The sequence below is a fragment of the Streptomyces sp. cg40 genome (assembly GCF_050320165.1).
In the GTDB taxonomy this organism is placed as follows: Bacteria; Actinomycetota; Actinomycetes; order Streptomycetales; family Streptomycetaceae; genus Streptomyces; species Streptomyces hokutonensis.
This window is the reverse complement of sequence record NZ_CP190128.1, coordinates 3,619,577-3,637,887: the sequence shown is the minus strand read 5'-3', so window position 1 is coordinate 3,637,887 and position 18,311 is coordinate 3,619,577. Positions and strand designations below refer to the sequence as shown.

The window sequence follows — 18,311 nt, the reverse complement described above, 5'->3', positions numbered from 1 at the left end:
TTTCGGCCCGCCCGGCGTCAGCCCCCCGACGCCCGCCCGTCCCCGTGCCACGAATGCCACAGCGCCGCATACGCGCCCTCCGCCGCCACCAGCTCCTCGTGCGGGCCGAGTTCGGTCAGCAGGCCGTTCTCCATCACGGCCACCCGGTCCGCGTCGTGGGCGGTGTGGAGGCGGTGGGCGATGGCGATGACGGTGCGGCCCTCCAGTACGGCGGCCAGCGCACGCTCGGTGTGGCGGGCGGTGGCCGGGTCGAGGAGGGCCGTCGCCTCGTCCAGGATCAGCGTGTGCGGGTCGGCCAGCACCACGCGAGCCAGGGCGAGTTGCTGGGCCTGGGAGCCGTCCGTGGCCCGACCGTCCGCGCCCAGCGGGGTGTTGAGGCCGTCGGGCAGCTCGCGTACCCACTCCTCCGCGCCGACCGCCGCCAGCGCCGCCCACAACTCCTCGTCCGTGGCGGCCGGTTCGGCGATCAGGAGATTCTCGCGGACCGAGCCCAGGAAGACGTGGTGCTCCTGGGTGACCAGCACGACCTGGCGGCGCAGTGTCTCCGGTGAGAGCCCGGAGACCGGCACCCCGCCCACGGTCACCGTGCCCTCGGTCGGAGCGTCGACGCCCGCCAGCAGCCGGCTGAGTGTCGTCTTCCCGGCGCCGGACGGGCCGACCACCGCCAGGCGTTCGCCCGGCCGTACCGACAGATCCACGCCGTGCAGCACCTCGCCGCCCCGCTCGTAGGCGTACCGCACCCCGGTCACATCGATCCGGTCGTCCGCCGGAGCCGGCGCGTCCCCGTCGCCCTCCGCGCGCGGTGCCCGGGCCAGGCCCTCCACCCGGGCGAACGAGGCGCCGCTGCTCTGGAGTTGCTCGACCCGCATCAGGATCTGGTCCAGCGGCTCGGTGAACTGCCGCAGATACAGGGCCGCCGAGACCACCGCGCCCACGCCCACCGCCCCGCGACCGTGCAGCCACCCGCCGACCAGCAGCACGCCCGCCACCGGGATCGTGTACGACACCTCGACCGCGGGGAAGAACACGGTCCGCAGGAACAGCGTGTACAACCGGGCCCCCTTGGCGGTCTCCAGGGTGTCCCGGCTCGCCGTGATCCGCCGCTCCTGGAGCCGGAACGCCTCCACCGTGCGCGCCCCGGACGCGGTCGCCGTCAGGATCTCGGCGACCTCCGACATCGCCGAGCCCTCCGCGAGATAGCCGTCCCGGGCCCGGCGCAGATACCAGCGCAGCGCGAACCAGATCGGCGTCAGACCGAGCACCCCGAACAGACCGAGCAGCGGGTCGAGCGCGAACACCGCGCCCATCACGAACAGCGCCTGCACGGAGCAGACCAGCAGCTCGGGCGCCACGTCCCGCAGGGTCGTGCCCACGGTCGCCACGTCGGAAGTGCCGCGCGCGGTCAGGTCGCCCGTCCCGGCCCGCTCCACCACCGACGCGGGCAGCGCCAGCGCCCGGTCCACGAAGTCCTCCCGGACCCGGGCCAGCGTGCGCTCCCCGAACCGGTACCCCACGTACCGCGCCCAGCGCGCCAGCAGCAACTGGGCCAGCGAGCACACCACGATGACCAGCGCCAGCCGGTCCACGACCCCCACCCCGGCCCCGGCCCGCACCTCGTCCACGATCCGCCCGAGCAGCCACGGCCCGGCCAGCCCGGCCCCGGCCGCCAGCGCGTTCACCACCAGCACGACGGCGAACGCCCGCCGGTCCACCCGGATCAGCCGGACCGCGGCCCGCCGCACCTCGGCCCGTTCGGCGATGGGGAGTTGACCCTTGTCCGCCGTCACCGTACGACCTCCTCAGTGTCCGCATCCGCATCCGCACCCGCGTCCCGGGCCACCAGCGCGCGGTAGCCGGGTTCCTCCGCCAGCAGCCGGCGGTGCTCGCCGGCCGCCGCGACCTTCCCGTCGACCAGGTAGAGCACCGTGTCCGCCTGGTCCAGGACCAGCGGGGACGTCGTGGTCACCACCGTCGTACGGCCCGAGCGCGCCTCGCGCAGCCGCCGGGCGACGGCCGCCTCCGTGTGGGCGTCCAGGGCGGACGTCGGTTCCACCGCGAGCAGCACCTCGGGCTCGGCGAGCAACGCCCTTACCAGCCGCACCCGTTGGCGCTGCCCGCCGGAGAGACTGCGGCCCTGCGCGGCCACGGGCGAGTCAAGACCCTCCGGCAACCCCTGCACGATGTCGTCGGCGGCACCCGCGGACACGGCCTCCGCGACCGTGTCCGCCGACCGCTCCCGCCGCCCGGACACCACCTCCCGCAGGGGTCCGGCGAACAGGTCGGCCTCGTTGTCCGTGACCAGGATCCGGGACCTGACCTCGTCCAGCGGGATCGCGTCGAGCGCGATTCCGCCCCAGGTGACCCGGGACGGCCCGTACCGGCCGAGCCGGTCGACCACCGCCAGCGTCTCCCCGGGCCGCGCCCCGACCAGCGCGGTCAGCCGCCCCGGCAGCACCCGCACACCGGAGTCGGGGTCGTGCAGAGCGGCCGGTTCGGCGGGCGCGGCCGACGTGCCCGTGTCCGCCTCCGGCTGGAGCGCCAGCAGTCGTACGACCCGGCGCGCGGCCACCACGCCCCGGCTCAGCTCGTAGACCATCTGCACGAAGAAGGCCACCGGGCCCACCAGGACCGCGACATAGCCGTACACGGCGACCAACTCGCCCACGCTGAGCTGCCCTTGGGCCGCGAGCCGGGCCGCGAGCCAGGTCACCACGGCGAGGAACAGGGTCGGCAGTCCGACCCCGATCGCCTGCACCCAGCTGGCCACCGCGCCCACCCGGTAGCCCTGCCGCCGCAGCCGCTGCGAGTCACGCCGGAACGCGTCCGCGAACAGCCCTTTGCCACCAAGCCCGTTGAGGACCCGCAGGCCGCCCGACAGGTCGGCGATACGCGCGGTCAGCACACTCTGCCGGTCCCGGTACTCCGTCTCCACACCCTGCAGCCGCCGCGTCAACGGCCCCGCGAGCAGCGCGAGCACCGGCACACCCAGCAGCACTACGGCGGCCAGCGGCGCCGAGATCGACAGCAGCACCCCGGCCACCACGCCGTAGACGACCAGGGCACCGAAGCCGGGCCCGACGACGGTCAGGGACTGGGCGATCGTCCACACGTCACCGACGCCGATCGTGATGACCTCGCCCGCCCGCACCCGGCGCGACAGCACGGCGCCCAGCCGGACCGCCTGGCCCACGATCAGCTTCACCGTGCGGAAGTTGGCGTCCATGCGCACGCGGGTCATGGTGCGGTGCCGCATGATGCTCAGCCACGAGTTGACGGCCCCGACCACGAACAGCGCCCCGGTCCACCAGGCCAGCGTGCCCAGCCGCCCCGGCACAAGACCGTCGTCGACGGCCCGCGCCATCAGATACGGCGCCGCCGCCATCAGCACCATCCAGACGCTCGACAGCATTGCCCCGGACGCCGCCCGCCACCGCTGCCGCATCACCAGCCACCACAGGAAGTGCCAGCCGCCCCGACAGTCGGGTGTCCCCGGATCCTCGTACGCGTCGATCATGTGCCTCCTTGCCCAGGCCGCTGAACGCGGGCAGCCGTGAGCGATCCCGGTGTGGTTGGAGACCCCGAAGATTACCGAGCGTGAGTGCGGTTGCCCATCGAATATCGGGCGCGAGGGGGCCGGTGCACAGGCTGTGTGCACCGGCCCCAACTGATGTGCGAATGCCGGGAGTTATCCGTGCGCGGCCCTGCGGCGGCGCATCCACCACACGAGCGCCCCGCCGGCCACGGCGAGGACGCCCGCGATGCCGGAGATCAGGCCGACCGGGGTGTCGTTGCCGGTGTGGGCGAGGTCACCGCCGGGCTCACCGGGCGCCGGTGTCGTGGGCGCCGGCGCGGGAGTGCTCCCGCCACCGCCGCCGCCGCTGTGGGTCGGGGTGGGGGTCGGTTTCCCGGTGTGCGTGGGGGTGGGCGTCGGGGTCGGCGTGGGTGTCGAGGTGCCGGTGTCGTCGGCGGCCGTGTTGGCGCCGAGGAGCAACTGCCCCGTGGTGTCGGTGTTGTCGGTGACCGTCTTCACGCTGGTCTCCGTCTGCCGTGGCAGATAGCGGTGTTGAGCGGTGAAGCTGACCTTGCTGACGTTCTGCTTGGGCTGCTTGGACAGGTCGACGCCGCCCACGATGTAGACCAGCACGGTGCCGTTGGCGGGCACGTCGTACGTGAACTCGCCGTGCGTGTAGATGTACCGGTACTTCTGGAACAGGGCCTCGCGGGTCCAGTTCTGGTTGGGGGCGCGCAGCGGCCAGCGCGAGGCGTCACCGCTGTTGATGATGGCGTGGTAGTCGGTGGGCGACCTGGCGTCCTGCTGGCGGATGTACTCGGCGGCGACCCGCGCGGTGTAGACGCGCCGCAGATCGGCGTACTGGGGCGCGGTGTTGATGGTCTTCTCCACCGCGGGCACGATCATCGAGTCGATGACCCGCTGGGCGGCGGCGGTCTGGGCCGCGTCCGGGGTGCAGATCGGTTCGCCGGGGCCGGGGGTGACCGTGGTCTGCGCGGTCGACTTCAGCCGCAGCGGGGTGTCGAGGATGTAGATCCCGCCGTCCTGCTCACGGACCTGCGCGGTCTTCGGCTCGATCCAGTTGCGCAGGCCGGGCATGCAGGGCTTGCCGTCGACCTTGGGCAGCGCGGCCCAGTAGCGCTTGCCGAGGTCGGTGCTCGGGTCCATCGCCTTGTAGAAGTCGTGCTTCATCCGGAGGTCGGCCTCCAGCAGCACCCGGCCGGCGTCCGTCCTGCCGAACTTGGCGTCCATGATGCGGTCCGGCTCGTCGGGGTTGAGGTTGACCCAGAACTTGTCGGGCGTGAGCGCGAGCCAGGTGAAGAACGCGTCCGAGATCAGCTGCGACTTGGCCTTGCCGCCCCAGCCGGACTGCTCGGTGGCGTCCTCCTTGGCGTCGAACGCGAAGTCGACGCCCTTGCCCCGGACCGGCTTGCCGACGTACTTCAGGTCCAGGGTGGAGAAGTCGACACCGCCGGGACCGCGCGGCAGCCCGCCCGTGTTGGCGGCGTTCCTGGCGTTCAGATAGTCCGCCATGGTCTTGGGAGTGGGCCGCGACTCACGGATCAGATCGGTGAGCCCGCCGCGCGTGCCGCTGCCGGACTGTCCCGGCGGTTCCATCAGGCTGCTGGTGGCGCGCTGTCCGCCCCTGGGCGCCAACTCCACGCGGTCCGTACGGTAGTTGTACTCGGTGACCCGGTTCCCGGCGAGCTGCCGCATGTCACCGAGGAACTTCTTCGCGTCCGCCTTCTGCGGCTCGGCGAACACGTACTTGACCCTGCTGTCCTTCCAGGCCGGGTCCTTGGCCCACGCCAGGTCCTTGGGGATCTGGGTGCGGTCCGGGCTGCCGTTGGACTTGATCTCCAGGATCTGCTTCGTGCGCGTGTTGTACGCGTCGAGCTTGCGCCGGTACGTCTTCCCGGTGTCGGGGTCCTTGAACTCGACCTCCTTCTGGCAGATCCAGTCCGGCCCGACCAGCCCGTGATCCTTGATCACCTTCTGCTCGAAGGCCTTGCCGCGGGGGTCGTTGCCGGAGTTCGGGATGAAGACGGCGTCCCGGTAGTCCGCGAAGTTCGGGTACTTGTCCTTCTGCTGGAGCCACCGCCACCAGACCCGGTCGGGCTGGGCCGCCGGTGCCCTCGTCAGCTCTGACAGCGCGGCCTGCTTCGCGGCGGACGGCGCCCCGAGGCCGTCCCACTCCTTGGCCGGATTGACGTACGAGTACGTGTCCCACTGCGAGGTCGCACGGGACGCGTCGAACGCCGGCAGCCCCACGGTCGGACCGGTGGCGCCGGGCAGGCCGTACAGCTCGTCGCAGCGCTTGCCCGGGTCCAGCGGCCTCGGTGCGGCGTCCGCCGAGGTGAGACCGGGAAGCCCGGTGAGGGTGAGGACCGAGGCGCACGCGAGGCCGACGACCGAGCGTCGCAGCGCGCGCAACCGGCGGTTGCGTATGGGTTTGTACACGTGATGTCCCCGTGGGGGCCCAGTGGGCATGGGGTGTCCGCGCGGCACCAGGGGCCCCCGTGGTCGATGTGGCGCCGGCGAACGGACCACACGCTAGGCAGAGGCGTGTACATGTCGAAGCCGAACCACCGTTCACCGACCGGGTCGCCCCGCCATCTCCACAGGATGCTCACAGCTCGGCGCGCGGCCCCGGCATACGCTCGGCGCCATGAGCCCCGTAACTCCCGGCACACGGGTGGACCCCCGCTACGGCGGGCAGGCCCAACTCGTCGTCGTACAGCCCCCGTTCGGGCCCCCACTCCGGCCCGACGAACGGCCGCCCGTGCACGCCCACGACCCGGCCGCGGCGAGGGCGGCCGTCCTCTCCCTGTCGTCCGTCGCGGCGATCCGCGGCGAGCACGCCCCGGCCCCGCTGGAGCACCCCGGCAGCCCGGCCGACCGCGCGGAACTGGACGTCGTCCACGCGGCGGGCTGGGGCTCCACACTGCGGATCAGTGATCCGGCGCTCGTCGAGGACGGCGTGCTGACCGGCGCTCTGGAGGACGAGTTCAGGGCCTGGCGCAAGCGCTGCCCGGACGCCCGGATCGTCGCCGTCTGCGAACGCGACTTCGGCGCCGCCTACTTGAAGATCCTCGTCGCGGTCCCCGGCGCCCCGGAACTGAGGGTCGAGGGCTTCGACGAACCGGAGATCGACGGCGACTGGCGCGCCACCCTTACGGCCGCCGGCTTCGCCCCCGAACTGCTGGCCGAGGACGACGAGTTCGGCGACGAGGCCTTCCTGGACCACGACGGCCTCCTGCACGTACTCACCGGCGGCGCGCTGTCCGTCTACGCGGACGAGGAGCGCCTGGAGTCGGCATTCGTCGTCGAGCGCACGGAGGAGGGCGAGCAGGACATCCGCGAGGTGTGGTTCTCCTGACCCCTCACGCCAGACTGTCCCGCCACGCCCGGTGCAGATCCGAGAACCGCCCGGTCCCCGAGACGAGTTCGGCCGGGCGGCCGTCCTCGACGATCCGGCCGTGCTCCATGACCAGCACCCGGTCGGCGATCTCGACCGTGGACAGCCGGTGCGCGATCACCACCGCCGTACGGCCCCGCAGCACCGTCGACATGGCCCGCTGCACGGCCTGTTCGCCCGGGACGTCGAGCGAACTCGTCGCCTCGTCCAGGATCAGCACCGCCGGGTCGGCGAGCAACGCCCTCGCGAACGCCACGAGTTGACGCTGACCGGCCGAGATACGGCCACCCCGTTTGCGTACGTCCGTGTCGTAGCCGTCGGGCAGCGCGCTGATGAAGTCGTGCGCGCCGATCGCCTTCGCGGCCCGCTCGATCTCCTCGCGCGGCGCGTCCGGGCGGCCGATCGCGATGTTCTCGGCGACCGTGCCGGAGAACAGGAACGCCTCCTGCGTCACCATCACCACCCCGCGCCGCAGTTCGGGTCCGGACAGCTCGCGCAGGTCGACGCCGTCGAGCAGCACCCGCCCGTCCGAGGGGTCGTAGAAGCGGGCCAGCAGTTTGGCCAGGGTGGACTTGCCGGCGCCCGTGGAGCCGACCACGGCGACCGTCTGCCCGGCGGGGAGGGTGAGGTCGAAGACGGGGAGCACCTCGCCGCCGGTGCGGTAGGCGAAGCGGACCCCGTCGAAGACCACCTCGCGGCCGGGCTGCTCCGACTCAAGTGCGGGCAGCTGCACGGGCGTTGAGGGCTCGGGCACGGACGGTGTCTGGGCGAGGAGCCCCGCGATCTTCTCCAGGGACGCGGCGGCCGACTGGTAGGAGTTGAGGAACATGCCGAGCCGGTCGATCGGGTCGTACAGCCGTCGCAGATACAGCACCGCGGCGGCCAGGACGCCCAGCTCCAGCGAGCCGTCCGCGACCCGGCTCGCGCCCCACAGCACGATCACCGCGACCGCCGTGTTGGCGACCAGGCGGGAGCCGGTGACATAGCGGGCCATCTCCAACAGGGCGTCACCGTTGGACCGTTCGTGCCGCTGGTTCAGGATCCGGAAGTCGGCGTCGTTCACGGCCTCGCGGCGGAACGCGCGCACCGGGCGGATGCCGTTCATCGTCTCCACGAACTTCACGATCACCCGCGCGATCGCCGTGGACCGCACCGCGTACACCCGCACCGCGCGCCGCCGGTAGACCCGCACCAGCAGATACAGCGGCACGAAGGACGCCACCGCGACCGCGCCCAGCCCCAGGTCCAGCCAGAGCAGCATCGCCGAGATGTACACGAACGACAGGATGACCGTGATCAGCTCCTGGAGGCCCTCGCTGAGCAGTTCGCGCAGCGCCTCGACGTCCGTGGTCGAACGGGAGATGAGCCGGCCGGACGTGTAGCGCTCGTGGAAGTCGATGCTCAGCGCCTGCGCGTGCCGGAAGATCCGGCCGCGCAGATCGAGCAGCACGTCCTGGTTGACACGGGCGGAGGCGCCGATGAACGCGTACTGGAGTCCGCCGGAGAGCAGCGCGCACAGCAGATAGCCCACGGCCACGGCGATCAGCGGCCCGTGGTCGTGATCGCGGAAGGCGGGCACCGCGCGGTCGATGGCGTACGCCACCAGCAGCGGGCCCACCTGCACGGCCGCCTGCTGGAGCAGCAGGAGGAGGCTGGTCACGACAACCCTGGACTTCATCGGGGCGAGCAGGGAGCGCAGCAGGGCGGTGGTCGCGCCCGGGGGAGTGGGCAGGACGTCGTGGTCGAAGGGGTCGCCCGCGGTGGGCCGGTGCGGGGGGTCGGGGGTGTCGTCGGTGGTGGGCGCCGATGTGGTGGGGGCAGTCATCGTTCGTCCTCCTGTTCCGGGTCGGCCGACTGGACGCCCGACATCAGGTGCGCGTACTCCGCGTTCGTGCGCAGGAGTTCCTGGTGGGTGCCGACCGCCGTGATACGGCCGTCCGACAGCAGGGCCACGCGGTCGGCGAGCAGGACCGTGGACGGGCGGTGGGCCACGATCAACGCCGTGGTGTCGGCGAGGACGTCGCGCAGCGCGGCTTCTACGGCGGCCTCGGTGTGGACGTCCAGTGCGGACAGCGGGTCGTCGAGGACGAGGAAGCGGGGCCTGCCCACCACCGCCCTTGCCAGCGCCAGGCGTTGGCGCTGGCCGCCGGAGAGGCTCAGGCCCTGTTCGCCGACCTTGGTGTCCGTGCCCTGGGGGAGCGCGTGGGCGAAGTCTGCCTGGGCCACACCCAGTGCGCGGTCCAACTCCGGTTGTCCCGCGCCCTCTTCGGCGCCCATCAGGACGTTTTCGCCGACGCTGGTCGAGAAGAGGGTCGGTTCCTCGAAGGCCACCGCGACCAGCTCGCGCAGCGTGTGGCGGGGCATCGCCGTGATGTCCTCGCCGTCCAGGGTGATGTGGCCCGAGGTCACCTCGTGGAGGCGGGGGACGAGTGCGGTGAGGGTGGTTTTGCCTGTGCCGGTGGCGCCGACGAGGGCCATGGATTCGCCGGGTTTGATGTGCAGGTCTATGCGGTCGAGGGTGGGTGGGGAGTCGGGAGGGGCGTCCGGGTAGCGGAAGGAGACTGAGGAGAAGCGGATGCCGTCGTTGTTGGGTGCACCGCCGTCGGGGCTGGTCGCGCAGTTCCCCGCGCCCCTAAAAAACGCCTCATCTTCCGGCGTTTCATCCATTACCTCGAAGAATCGCTCCGTCGCCGTCGCCGCCTCCTGGCTCATCGCCAGCAGGAAGCCGATCGACTCCACCGGCCAGCGCAGGGCCAGGGCCGTGGAGAGGAAGGCCACCAGCGTGCCCGCCGACAGGTCGCCGTCCGCGACCTGGATCGTGCCCAGGACCAGCGTCGCCCCGAGTGCCAGCTCGGGGAGGGTCACGATGACGCCCCAGATCGTGGCGAGCAGGCGGGCCTTGTGCAGTTCGGTGCCGCGCAGCTTCCGCGAGAGTTCACGGAACGCCCTGGCCTGGCTGCGGTGGCGGCCGAAGCCCTTGATGATGCGGATGCCGAGGACGCTCTCCTCGACGACCGTGGTCAGGTCGCCGACCTGGTCCTGCGCGAGGCGGGCCACGTGCGCGTACCGCCGCTCGAAGATCACGCAGGTGACGATCACCGGCACGGCCGGTCCCAGGATCACCAGTCCCAGTGTCCAGTCCTGGAGCAGCATGATGATCACGCCCACCAGGATCGTCACGGCGTTGACCAGCAGGAATGTGAGGGGGAAGGCGAGGAACATCCGCAGCAGCATCAGGTCCGTCGTGCCCCGGGAGAGGAGCTGGCCGGACGGCCATCTGTCGTGGAAGGCCACCGGGAGCCGTTGAAGATGGCGGTAGAGGTCCGCTCGCATCTCCGCCTCGACCCGTGACAGCGGCCGGGCCACCAGCCAGCGCCGCAGGCCGAACAGGCCCGCCTCCGCGATGCCGAGCAGCAGCAGGTACAGGGCTCCGAGCCACACCCCCGCCGTGTCCCGGTCGGCGACCGGGCCGTCCACCATCCACTTCAGGACGAGCGGGAACACCAGCCCCGTACAGGACGCGACGACGGCCACCCCGGCCGCGGCGAACAGCCGTACCCGCACGGGGCGGACGTACGGCCACAGCCGCGCGAGCGTGCGGGCGGCGGAGCGGTCCTTGGTGGTGGCATGCGTCGTCGACATCACGGGCGAGCCTACGGACCGCCACTGACAGTGCCCACCGAGTTTTGGCCGGACCCGGATCCGTCGCTGGTCCTACGACCTGCGGGTCCGGGGGGTCGTAGCGCCGCATCAACCGATCGGTTGATGCGCGGTCGAGCGCGATGGGCGATGTGGCCGACCCGGCGCCGACGGGATCCTCGGAGCATGTCAGCCACACCTGTCATCGAAGTCACCGCACTGCGCAAGTCCTACGGCGGCCGGGCCGTCGTCGACGGTGTCTCGTTCGGCGTCGAGGAGGGCGAGATCTTCGGGATCCTCGGCCCGAACGGCGCCGGCAAGACGACCACCGTCGAGTGCGTCGAGGGCCTGCGCGTCCCGGACGCGGGCCGGGTCCGTGTCACCGGCCTCGACCCCGTCGCCGACCACGAGCAGGTCGCCCGCGTCCTCGGCGCCCAGCTCCAGGAGAGCGAACTCCAGGCCAAGCTCACCGTCCGCGAGGCCCTGGAACTGTACGCGGCCCTCTATCCGCACCCGGCCGACTGGCGGCCGCTGGCCGAACGCCTCGGTCTGACCGACAAGTTGACCACCCGCTTCGCGAAGCTGTCCGGCGGTCAGAAGCAGCGCCTGTTCATCGCGCTCGCGCTGATCGGCAACCCCCGGGTCGTCGTCCTCGACGAACTGACCACCGGGCTCGACCCGCGCGCCCGCCGCGACACCTGGCAGCTCATCGAGGACGTCCGGGCGAGCGGGGTCACCGTGCTGCTCGTCACGCACTTCATGGAGGAGGCGCAGCGCCTCTGCGACCGGATCGCCGTGATCGACAAGGGCAGGGTGGCCGCACTGGACACCCCGGACGGGCTGATCCGCCGCTCGGCCGGCTCCACCGTCATCAGCTTCACGCCCTCCGCGCCGCTCGACGACGGCGACCTGAACGCGCTGCCCGCGCTCACCTCCGTGGCCCGCAAGGACGGCCGGATCACGCTCTCCGGCACCGACGAGACCGTCAACGCCGTCATCACCCTGCTCGCCAGGGGTCACATCACCGCCCACCAACTCCGGGTCTCCGACGCCACGTTGGACGACGCCTTCCTGGACCTGACGGAGGTCGCCCGATGAACACCGCAGTCCTGCGCACCGAGTTGCGCCTCTTCCGCCGCGAGCCGGGCGCCCTCTTCTGGATCCTGGCCTTCCCCACGGTCCTGCTGGTGATCCTGGGCTCCATCCCCGGTTTCCGCCACCACGAGGCCGACCTCGGCGGCCTGCGCACGATCGACGTGTACGTCCCGGTCACCGTCCTCCTCGGCATGATCGTCGGCGCGCTCCAGTCGATGCCGCAGACCCTCACCGGCTACCGCGAACGCGGCATCCTCCGCCGCATGTCCGCCACCCCGGTCCGCCCCACCGCCCTCCTCTCCGCCCAGATGGTGGTCTACGGCGCGGCGGCCCTGGCCTCCGCCCTGTGCGCGCTGACCGTCGGGCGCCTCGCCTTCGGCGTACGGCTCCCCAAGCAGGCCTTCGGCTATCTCCTCGCCCTGCTCCTCGCGATCCTCGCCGCGCTCGCGCTGGGCGCGGTGGTGTCCGCGCTGTCGCGGACCACGAAGATCGCCGGTGCGATCGGGTCGGCCGTGTTCTTCCCGATGATGTTCTGCGCGGGCGTGTGGATCCCGGTGAACTCCATGCCGGACGTCATGGCCCGCATCGTCGGCTGCACGCCGTTCGGCGCCGCCGCCGAGGCCCTGAACCGGGCGGCGGCCGGGCACTGGCCGGGCTGGACGCACCTGGGCGTCCTGGTGGCCTGGACCGTCCTGCTCACGGCGGGTGCCTCCCGCTGGTTCCGCTGGGAGTAGGGGCGGCGGCCGTGCAGACTGGGGAGATGACCACCAGGGACCGGCAGATCGAACGGCGCTGGGAGCAGCTGCACACCTGGGGGCCGTACGGGCTGCTCGGCATCAGTGTCGTCCTCGCCGTCGCCTCCTCCGGTCTGTTCGACCACAGCGCCGCCCAGTGGTGGGCCGGCTGGTCCCTGGCCGGTGCCGCGCTCGTCCTCCAGCTGGGGTGGCACGCCATCCGGGTCCGCCGCCCCGGCCGCGGCCGGACCCCGTCGCGGACGGGGACCGCGTACTACGTCGTCCGCTGGGCCCTCGCCTTCGCCCTCACCTGGATCGACCCGTTCTTCGCGTTCTACGCGGCCTCCGGCTTCATGGACGCCGACGAACTGATCCCGGGCACGGTCGGCCAGCGGGTCGGGCTGTTCGCGAGCGCGGTCACCGTGGCCGGGGCGCAGGCCGGCGGGCTGCCGTTCGGGAGCGGGCTCCAGTGGATCCTCTTCGCGGCGCTCGTGCTCGCCAACTCCGTCCTCCAGATGGCGATCGCCCACATGACCGACCAGGAGGCACGGCGCTCCCGCGAGCGCACCGAGACCATCACCGAACTCGAACGCACCAATACTGCGTTGCAACAGGCCCTCGACGAGAACGCCGCCCTGCACGCCCAACTCCTCGTCCAGGCAAGGGAGGCCGGGGTCGCCGACGAACGACGGCGGCTGGCAGCCGAGATCCACGACACCATCGCGCAGGGCCTGACCGGCATCATCGCCCAGCTCCAAGTCGTGGCGAACGCGCCGGACTTGACGACCGCGCGCACCCACCTCGACCGCGCCGCCACCCTCGCCCGGCACAGCCTCGGCGAGGCCCGGCGCTCCGTGCAGAACCTCGCGCCCATCGCGCTGGAGCACGACGGACTGCCCGAGGCGCTGAAGAACACGGTCGCCGAATGGGGCGAACGCACCGGTGTCCGCGCCGAGTTCACCGTCACCGGCATCGCCGAGCAGCTCCACGACGAGGTCTCCGCGACCCTGCTGCGCATCGCCCAGGAGGCCCTGTCGAACGCGGCCCGGCACGCCCGGGCCACCCGGGTCGGTGTCACCCTCTCCTTCCTCGGCGAGGACGTCATCCTCGACATCCGCGACGACGGCCAGGGCTTCGACCCGCTCGCGCTGCCCGAGCGCACCCGCACCGGCGGCTTCGGCCTCGACGGCATGCGGGCCCGCGCCGAGCGCATCGCGGGCACGCTCGCGGTCGAGTCCGAGCCGGGGCACGGCACCGCCCTGTCGGCTCGCGTACCGTTGGTCCGCCATGAGTGACGAGTTGCTGATCTCCCTGCTGATCGTCGACGACCATCCCGTCGTACGGGACGGTCTGCGCGGCATGTTCGAGTCCGCGCCCGGATTCCGCGTCCTGGGCGAGGCGGCGAACGGCGTCGAGGCCGTGGAGCGGGCCGCCGCCCTCGACCCGGACGTGATCCTGATGGACCTGCGGATGCCCGCCGGCGGCGGAGTCGACGCCATCCGCGAGCTGACCCGCCGCGCCGCCCGCGCGAAGGTGCTCGTGCTGACGACGTACGACACCGACTCCGACACGCTGCCGGCGATCGAGGCGGGCGCGACCGGCTATCTGCTGAAGGACGCGCCCCGCGACGAGCTGTTCACCGCCGTCCGCGCGGCGGCGGAAGGCCGTACGGTCCTCTCGCCCGCCGTCGCCTCCCGCCTCGTCTCCGCCGTGCGCGGCCCCCAGACCCCCGGCAACGAACCGCTCTCCGCCCGCGAACGCGAAGTGCTGGCACTCGTCGCCAAGGGCACCTCCAACCGTGAGATCGCCCGCGAACTCTTCATCAGCGAGGCGACCGTCAAGACCCATCTCACCCACCTGTACGGCAAGTTGGGCGTCAAGGACCGCGCGGCGGCGGTGGCGACGGCGTACGACCGGGGGATCCTCGGCTAGGGCCCAGGCCTAGTCCGGGTAGGGGAGGAGCCCGGAGGCGATCTGCTCCCAGGCGGCCTTCAGCTCGGCCAGCAACTCCGGTTTGTCGGGGGCGAGATCGGCCTGTTCGCGCAGGTCGGCGGCGAGGTCGAAGAGGTGGTCGTCGCCGTCCTCGTCCTGGTAGTACTTCCAACCGCCGCGCCGCAGCGCCCGGTTGGCCTCCACCCGCCAGAACAGGTCCCGTACGGGCAGCTCCTCGCCCTTCAGTAGATAGCCCGCGAGGCTCGTGCCGTCCAGCGGATAGGCGGGGTCGGGGCGGGCGCCGGCCAGCTCCAGGAAGGTGGCGGTCCAGTCGGGGGAGAAGTTCGGCTCGTGGCTGACCTGGTTGCCGTCGATCCGGTGCGGCCAGCGCAGGATCGTCGGCACCCGGATGCCGCCCTCCTGGAGCACGAACTTCTCGCCGCTCAACGGCCAGAGATACGACCAGCGTTCACCGCCGTTGTCGCTGGCGAAGTACACCAGCGTGTGCTCCTCCTGCCCGGACCGGCGCAGCGCGGCCAGCACCTCACCGACGGCCGCGTCCAGGCTCTGCACCATCTCCGTGTACTTCGCGACCGAGCCGCCGTCCCACTGGTTGAGGGCGTCGCTGATCTCCAGCTGGCTGGTGGCCGCCCGGATCTTCGCGGCGATCCCGGCGCCGGTCTCCGCGTCGCCCTCGGCGAGCCAGGGCCAGTGCGGGGTGGTGAAGTTGAGGTTCAGCAGCCACGGCCTCTCGTGCTCGCGGCCGACGTACTCCACGGCCCGCTCGGTCAGCACCTGGGTGTAGTAGCGCAGGTCCTGGTAGGTGGCGTCGCCCTCGTAGAGGTCGTAGTCGCCGAGCTGGCCGAGCTTGGAGAAGTACTCCAGCACACCGCCGTGGTTGCCGAAGAACTCGTCCCAGCCCGACTTCGTGGGGCTGTACTCGGGCAGCCAGCCGCAGTGCCACTTCCCGATCATGGCGGTGGAGTAACCCGCCTTCCGCAGCAGGGAGGCGAGGGTCGGGTGGCCGGGGTCGAGTCCCTGCGACCGGTTGTTGATCGGCTCGGCAAGGCCGCCCGGTGTACGGCCCGGATAGCGTCCGGTGTAGAGGCTGAACCGGGTCGGGGAGCAGGTCGCCGAGCCCGAGTACGCGTCGGTGAACCGCACCCCCTGCCGGGCCAGCCGGTCCAGATTCGGCGTCTTGATGTGCGGGGCGCCGTAGGAGGAGAGGTCGGCCCAGCCCAGGTCGTCGCCGAGGACGACGAGGAGGTTGGGACGTCTCCCGGAGGCGGCGGGGCGGGCCTTGAACGGGCGTTCCGCGGGGGCCTGTTCGGCACCCTCGGCACTGGCGGCCGTACCGGCGACGGCGGTGACGGCACCGCCACCGACGAGGCCGCCGAAGGCACGGCGGGTTAATTCGGGCATGCGGGTTCCTTAGGGCAGGCAGTGGAATCGGCGAGGGGCGCGCCCTCCATGCGATCAGCCGGCCCACCCCCGTGCCCAGGCATCTGCCCGTGAGTTCACGGAGCTGAAACGTCACCCCGGCCGTCCCTTCGGCCGTCCTCCGGTTGCCGAGCCGCCCCTCAGCCCACCTTCAGCAGCAGCACCGCCCGGGCCGGCACCGTGATGGCCGAGCCCGCCCGGTGCACCACCCCCGGCGCCTCCGCCTGCTCCTCCCGCGAGGTGTCGACGACCACCTCGTACCGTTCCGCCCACGGCGGCCCCGGCAGTACGAAGCTCACCGGCCGGTCGCCCGCGTGCAGGACGGCGAGGAAGCTGTCGTCGAGGATCGGGTCGCCGCGTTCGTCGCGGCCGGGGATGTCGCGCCCGGAGAGGTACATGCCCAGGGTGGCGGCGGGCGCGTACCAGTCCCGTTCCGTCATCTCCGTGCCGCGCGCGGTGAACCAGGCCAAGTCCCTTATGCCGTCCGCCGATCGGGCCCGCCCGGAGAAGAACGCCCGGCGGCGCAGCACCGGATGGCGGTGGCGCAGGTCGATCAGCCGGGCGGTGAGGTCGGTCAGCGCCCGCCAGCCGGGGTCGTCCCGCAGCTCCCAGTCCACCCAACTGATCTCGTTGTCCTGGCAGTAGGCGTTGTTGTTGCCGCGCTGCGTCCGACCCAGCTCGTCGCCCGCGACCAGCATCGGCACGCCCGTGGAGAGGAGGAGCGTGGTGAGGAGGTTCCTCAACTGCCGCCGCCGCAGCGCCTGTACGCGCTCGTCGTCCGTCTCGCCCTCGACCCCGCAGTTCCAGGACCGGTTGTCGTCCGTGCCGTCCCGATTCCCCTCGCCGTTGGCCTCGTTGTGCTTGCGCTCGTACGACACCAGGTCCCGCAGGGTGTAACCGTCGTGCGCGGTGATGAAGTTGACCGAGGCGTAGGGGCGCCGGCCGCCCCACGCGTACAGGTCGCTCGACCCCGACAGGCGGTATCCGAGGTCCCGTACGTCCGGCAGCGCGCCGCGCCAGAAGTCGCGGACGGCGTTGCGGTAGCGGTCGTTCCACTCCGTCCACAGGGGCGGGAAGGCGCCCACCTGGTAGCCGCCCGAGCCGACGTCCCAGGGCTCGGCGATCAGCTTCACCCGTCGTAGCACCGGGTCCTGGGCGATGACCGCGAGGAACGGGGACAGCATGTCGACGTCGTGCATCGAGCGGGCCAGCGCCGCCGCGAGGTCGAAGCGGAAGCCGTCGACGCCCATCTCGGTGACCCAGTAACGGAGGGAGTCGGTGATGAGGCGGAGGACGTGCGGCTGGACGACGTGCAGGGTGTTGCCGCAGCCGGTGTAGTCCGCGTAGCGGCGGGCGTCGCTCTGGAGGCGGTAGTAGCCGCGGTTGTCGATGCCCTTCAACGACAGCATCGGGCCCAACTCGCCCGCTTCGGCGGTGTGGTTGTAGACCACGTCGAGGATGACCTCGATCCCGGCCTCGTGCAGCGCCCGCACCATCCGCTTGAACTCGCCGACCTGCTGACCCGCCGTACCGGTCGCCGCGTAGGCCGCGTGCGGGGCGAAGTAGCCGATGGAGTTGTAGCCCCAGTAGTTCTTCAGGCCCCTGCGCAGCAGATGGTCCTCGTGCGCGAACTGGTGGACGGGGAGGAGTTCTACGGCCGTCACGCCCAGCTTGACCAGGTGCTCGATCGCCGCCGGATGCGCCAACCCGGCGTAGGTGCCCCGGAGTTCCTCGGGTATCCCGGGGTGCAGTCTGGTGAAGCCGCCGACATGGAGTTCGTAGATGACCGAGTCCGCCCACGGGGTCTTCGGGCGGCGGTCGTCCATCCACTCGTCGTCGGTGGTGTCGTCGTGGACCACAACTCCCTTGGGGACGTGGGGCGCCGAGTCGCGGTCGTCGCGCACGGTGTCCGCGACCTGCTGCTGCGGCCAGTCCCGGACATGCGCGTACACCTCGGGCGGCAGCCCGAACTCGCCGTCCACCGCCCGCGCGTACGGGTCGAGGAGCAGCTTCGCCGGGTTCCAGCGGGCGCCGGTCCACGGGTCCCAGCGGCCGTGCACCCGGAAGCCGTAGCGCTGCCCGGGCAGGACGCCCGGCAGGAAGCCGTGCCAGATCTCGTGCGTCAGCTCGGTCAGCGGGGCGCGGGTCTCCACCCCCCGCTCGTCGAAGAGGCACAGCTCGACCGCCTCCGCACCCCCCGCCCACAGCGCGAAGTTGGTGCCCGCCACCCCGTCCGGGCCGACCCGGAACCGGGCGCCCAGCGGCATCGGCGTCCCCGGCCACACGGGCGCGGCCGGCGCCCGGTGCGGGGCGCCGTTCAGCACGGGGGCGGCACGTGGTGCCGGAAGGGCCTCCTCGTCGATGGACCGCTCCACCGGCACGCCGTCGCCGTCGACGCGCCCCTCCTGCACGGCCTCCTGCTCGGCTGCGCTCGACACCGTCCGGCCTCCTGCGGCTCATGGAACGACGAGGTGAAGGGCGCGCGACGTCCCGGTCGCGGGCCCCTGTCCTGTCATCCTCCCCACTGTTCTGCCCAGAGCTT

General features: G+C 71.9%; 12 protein-coding genes. 5 read left to right on the top strand and 7 right to left on the bottom strand.

The genetic code is table 11. The features are described from left to right. Positions 1–17: 17 nt before the first annotated feature. The 3 genes from ACQHII_RS15810 to ACQHII_RS15800 all read right to left on the bottom strand — a co-directional run bounded on the left by ACQHII_RS15810 (position 18) and on the right by ACQHII_RS15800 (position 5,971). Positions 18–1,787 (bottom strand): ABC transporter ATP-binding protein, encoded by a 1,770-nt coding sequence (locus ACQHII_RS15810; protein ID WP_427919911.1) that lies wholly within the window; start codon positions 1,785–1,787, stop codon positions 18–20. Next, on the bottom strand, positions 1,784–3,514 hold the full coding sequence (locus tag ACQHII_RS15805) for an ABC transporter ATP-binding protein (RefSeq protein ID WP_427919910.1): 1,731 nt from the start codon (positions 3,512–3,514) through the stop codon (positions 1,784–1,786). Before ACQHII_RS15805 ends, ACQHII_RS15810 begins: the two co-directional genes overlap by 4 nt. A gap of 171 nt (positions 3,515–3,685) precedes the next feature. Next, the gene (locus ACQHII_RS15800; RefSeq protein ID WP_427919909.1) at positions 3,686–5,971 is read right to left on the bottom strand and encodes a hypothetical protein; all 2,286 of its coding nucleotides are present in this window, start codon (positions 5,969–5,971) and stop codon (positions 3,686–3,688) included. Between the two features lie 208 nt (positions 5,972–6,179). On the opposite strand from ACQHII_RS15800, the gene ACQHII_RS15795 reads away from it, so the two are divergent. Next, complete coding sequence (locus ACQHII_RS15795) at positions 6,180–6,890, top strand: DUF6333 family protein (RefSeq protein WP_427919908.1); 711 nt, start codon at positions 6,180–6,182, stop codon at positions 6,888–6,890. A 4-nt stretch (positions 6,891–6,894) separates the two neighbouring features. Here ACQHII_RS15795 and ACQHII_RS15790 read toward each other — a convergent pair whose 3' ends face one another. Together ACQHII_RS15790 and ACQHII_RS15785 are read right to left on the bottom strand one after the other, a co-directional pair. Further along, positions 6,895–8,754 carry an ABC transporter ATP-binding protein gene (locus tag ACQHII_RS15790; RefSeq protein WP_427919907.1) on the bottom strand — a complete coding sequence of 620 codons (1,860 nt, stop codon included), beginning with the start codon at positions 8,752–8,754 and terminating at the stop codon, positions 6,895–6,897. Then, positions 8,751–10,571 carry an ABC transporter ATP-binding protein gene (locus ACQHII_RS15785; protein ID WP_427919906.1) on the bottom strand — a complete coding sequence of 607 codons (1,821 nt, stop codon included), beginning with the start codon at positions 10,569–10,571 and terminating at the stop codon, positions 8,751–8,753. Before ACQHII_RS15785 ends, ACQHII_RS15790 begins: the two co-directional genes overlap by 4 nt. A 183-nt stretch (positions 10,572–10,754) precedes the next feature. Between ACQHII_RS15785 and ACQHII_RS15780 the strand changes: the two genes are divergently transcribed. The 4 genes from ACQHII_RS15780 to ACQHII_RS15765 are packed head-to-tail and all read left to right on the top strand — an operon-like array spanning position 10,755 to position 14,329. Beyond that, positions 10,755–11,666, top strand: a complete 912-nt coding sequence (locus ACQHII_RS15780; protein ID WP_427919905.1) for an ABC transporter ATP-binding protein — start codon at positions 10,755–10,757, stop codon at positions 11,664–11,666. Continuing rightward, positions 11,663–12,397, top strand: coding sequence for an ABC transporter permease (locus ACQHII_RS15775; protein ID WP_427919904.1), 735 nt, complete (start codon positions 11,663–11,665; stop codon positions 12,395–12,397). Before ACQHII_RS15780 ends, ACQHII_RS15775 begins: the two co-directional genes overlap by 4 nt. A gap of 26 nt (positions 12,398–12,423) precedes the next feature. Then, positions 12,424–13,692, top strand: coding sequence for a sensor histidine kinase (locus tag ACQHII_RS15770; RefSeq protein ID WP_427919903.1), 1,269 nt, complete (start codon positions 12,424–12,426; stop codon positions 13,690–13,692). After that, positions 13,685–14,329 (top strand): response regulator, encoded by a 645-nt coding sequence (locus tag ACQHII_RS15765; protein ID WP_262063796.1) that lies wholly within the window; start codon positions 13,685–13,687, stop codon positions 14,327–14,329. Before ACQHII_RS15770 ends, ACQHII_RS15765 begins: the two co-directional genes overlap by 8 nt. 9 nt (positions 14,330–14,338) lie before the next feature. Here ACQHII_RS15765 and ACQHII_RS15760 read toward each other — a convergent pair whose 3' ends face one another. Both ACQHII_RS15760 and glgX read right to left on the bottom strand, forming a co-directional pair. Further along, the gene (locus ACQHII_RS15760; protein ID WP_427919902.1) at positions 14,339–15,751 is read right to left on the bottom strand and encodes a sulfatase family protein; all 1,413 of its coding nucleotides are present in this window, start codon (positions 15,749–15,751) and stop codon (positions 14,339–14,341) included. A gap of 158 nt (positions 15,752–15,909) precedes the next feature. Beyond that, positions 15,910–18,207: a glycogen debranching protein GlgX gene (gene glgX / locus ACQHII_RS15755; RefSeq protein WP_427919901.1), complete on the bottom strand. Its 2,298-nt coding sequence runs from the start codon at positions 18,205–18,207 to the stop codon at positions 15,910–15,912. Positions 18,208–18,311 lie beyond the last annotated feature (104 nt).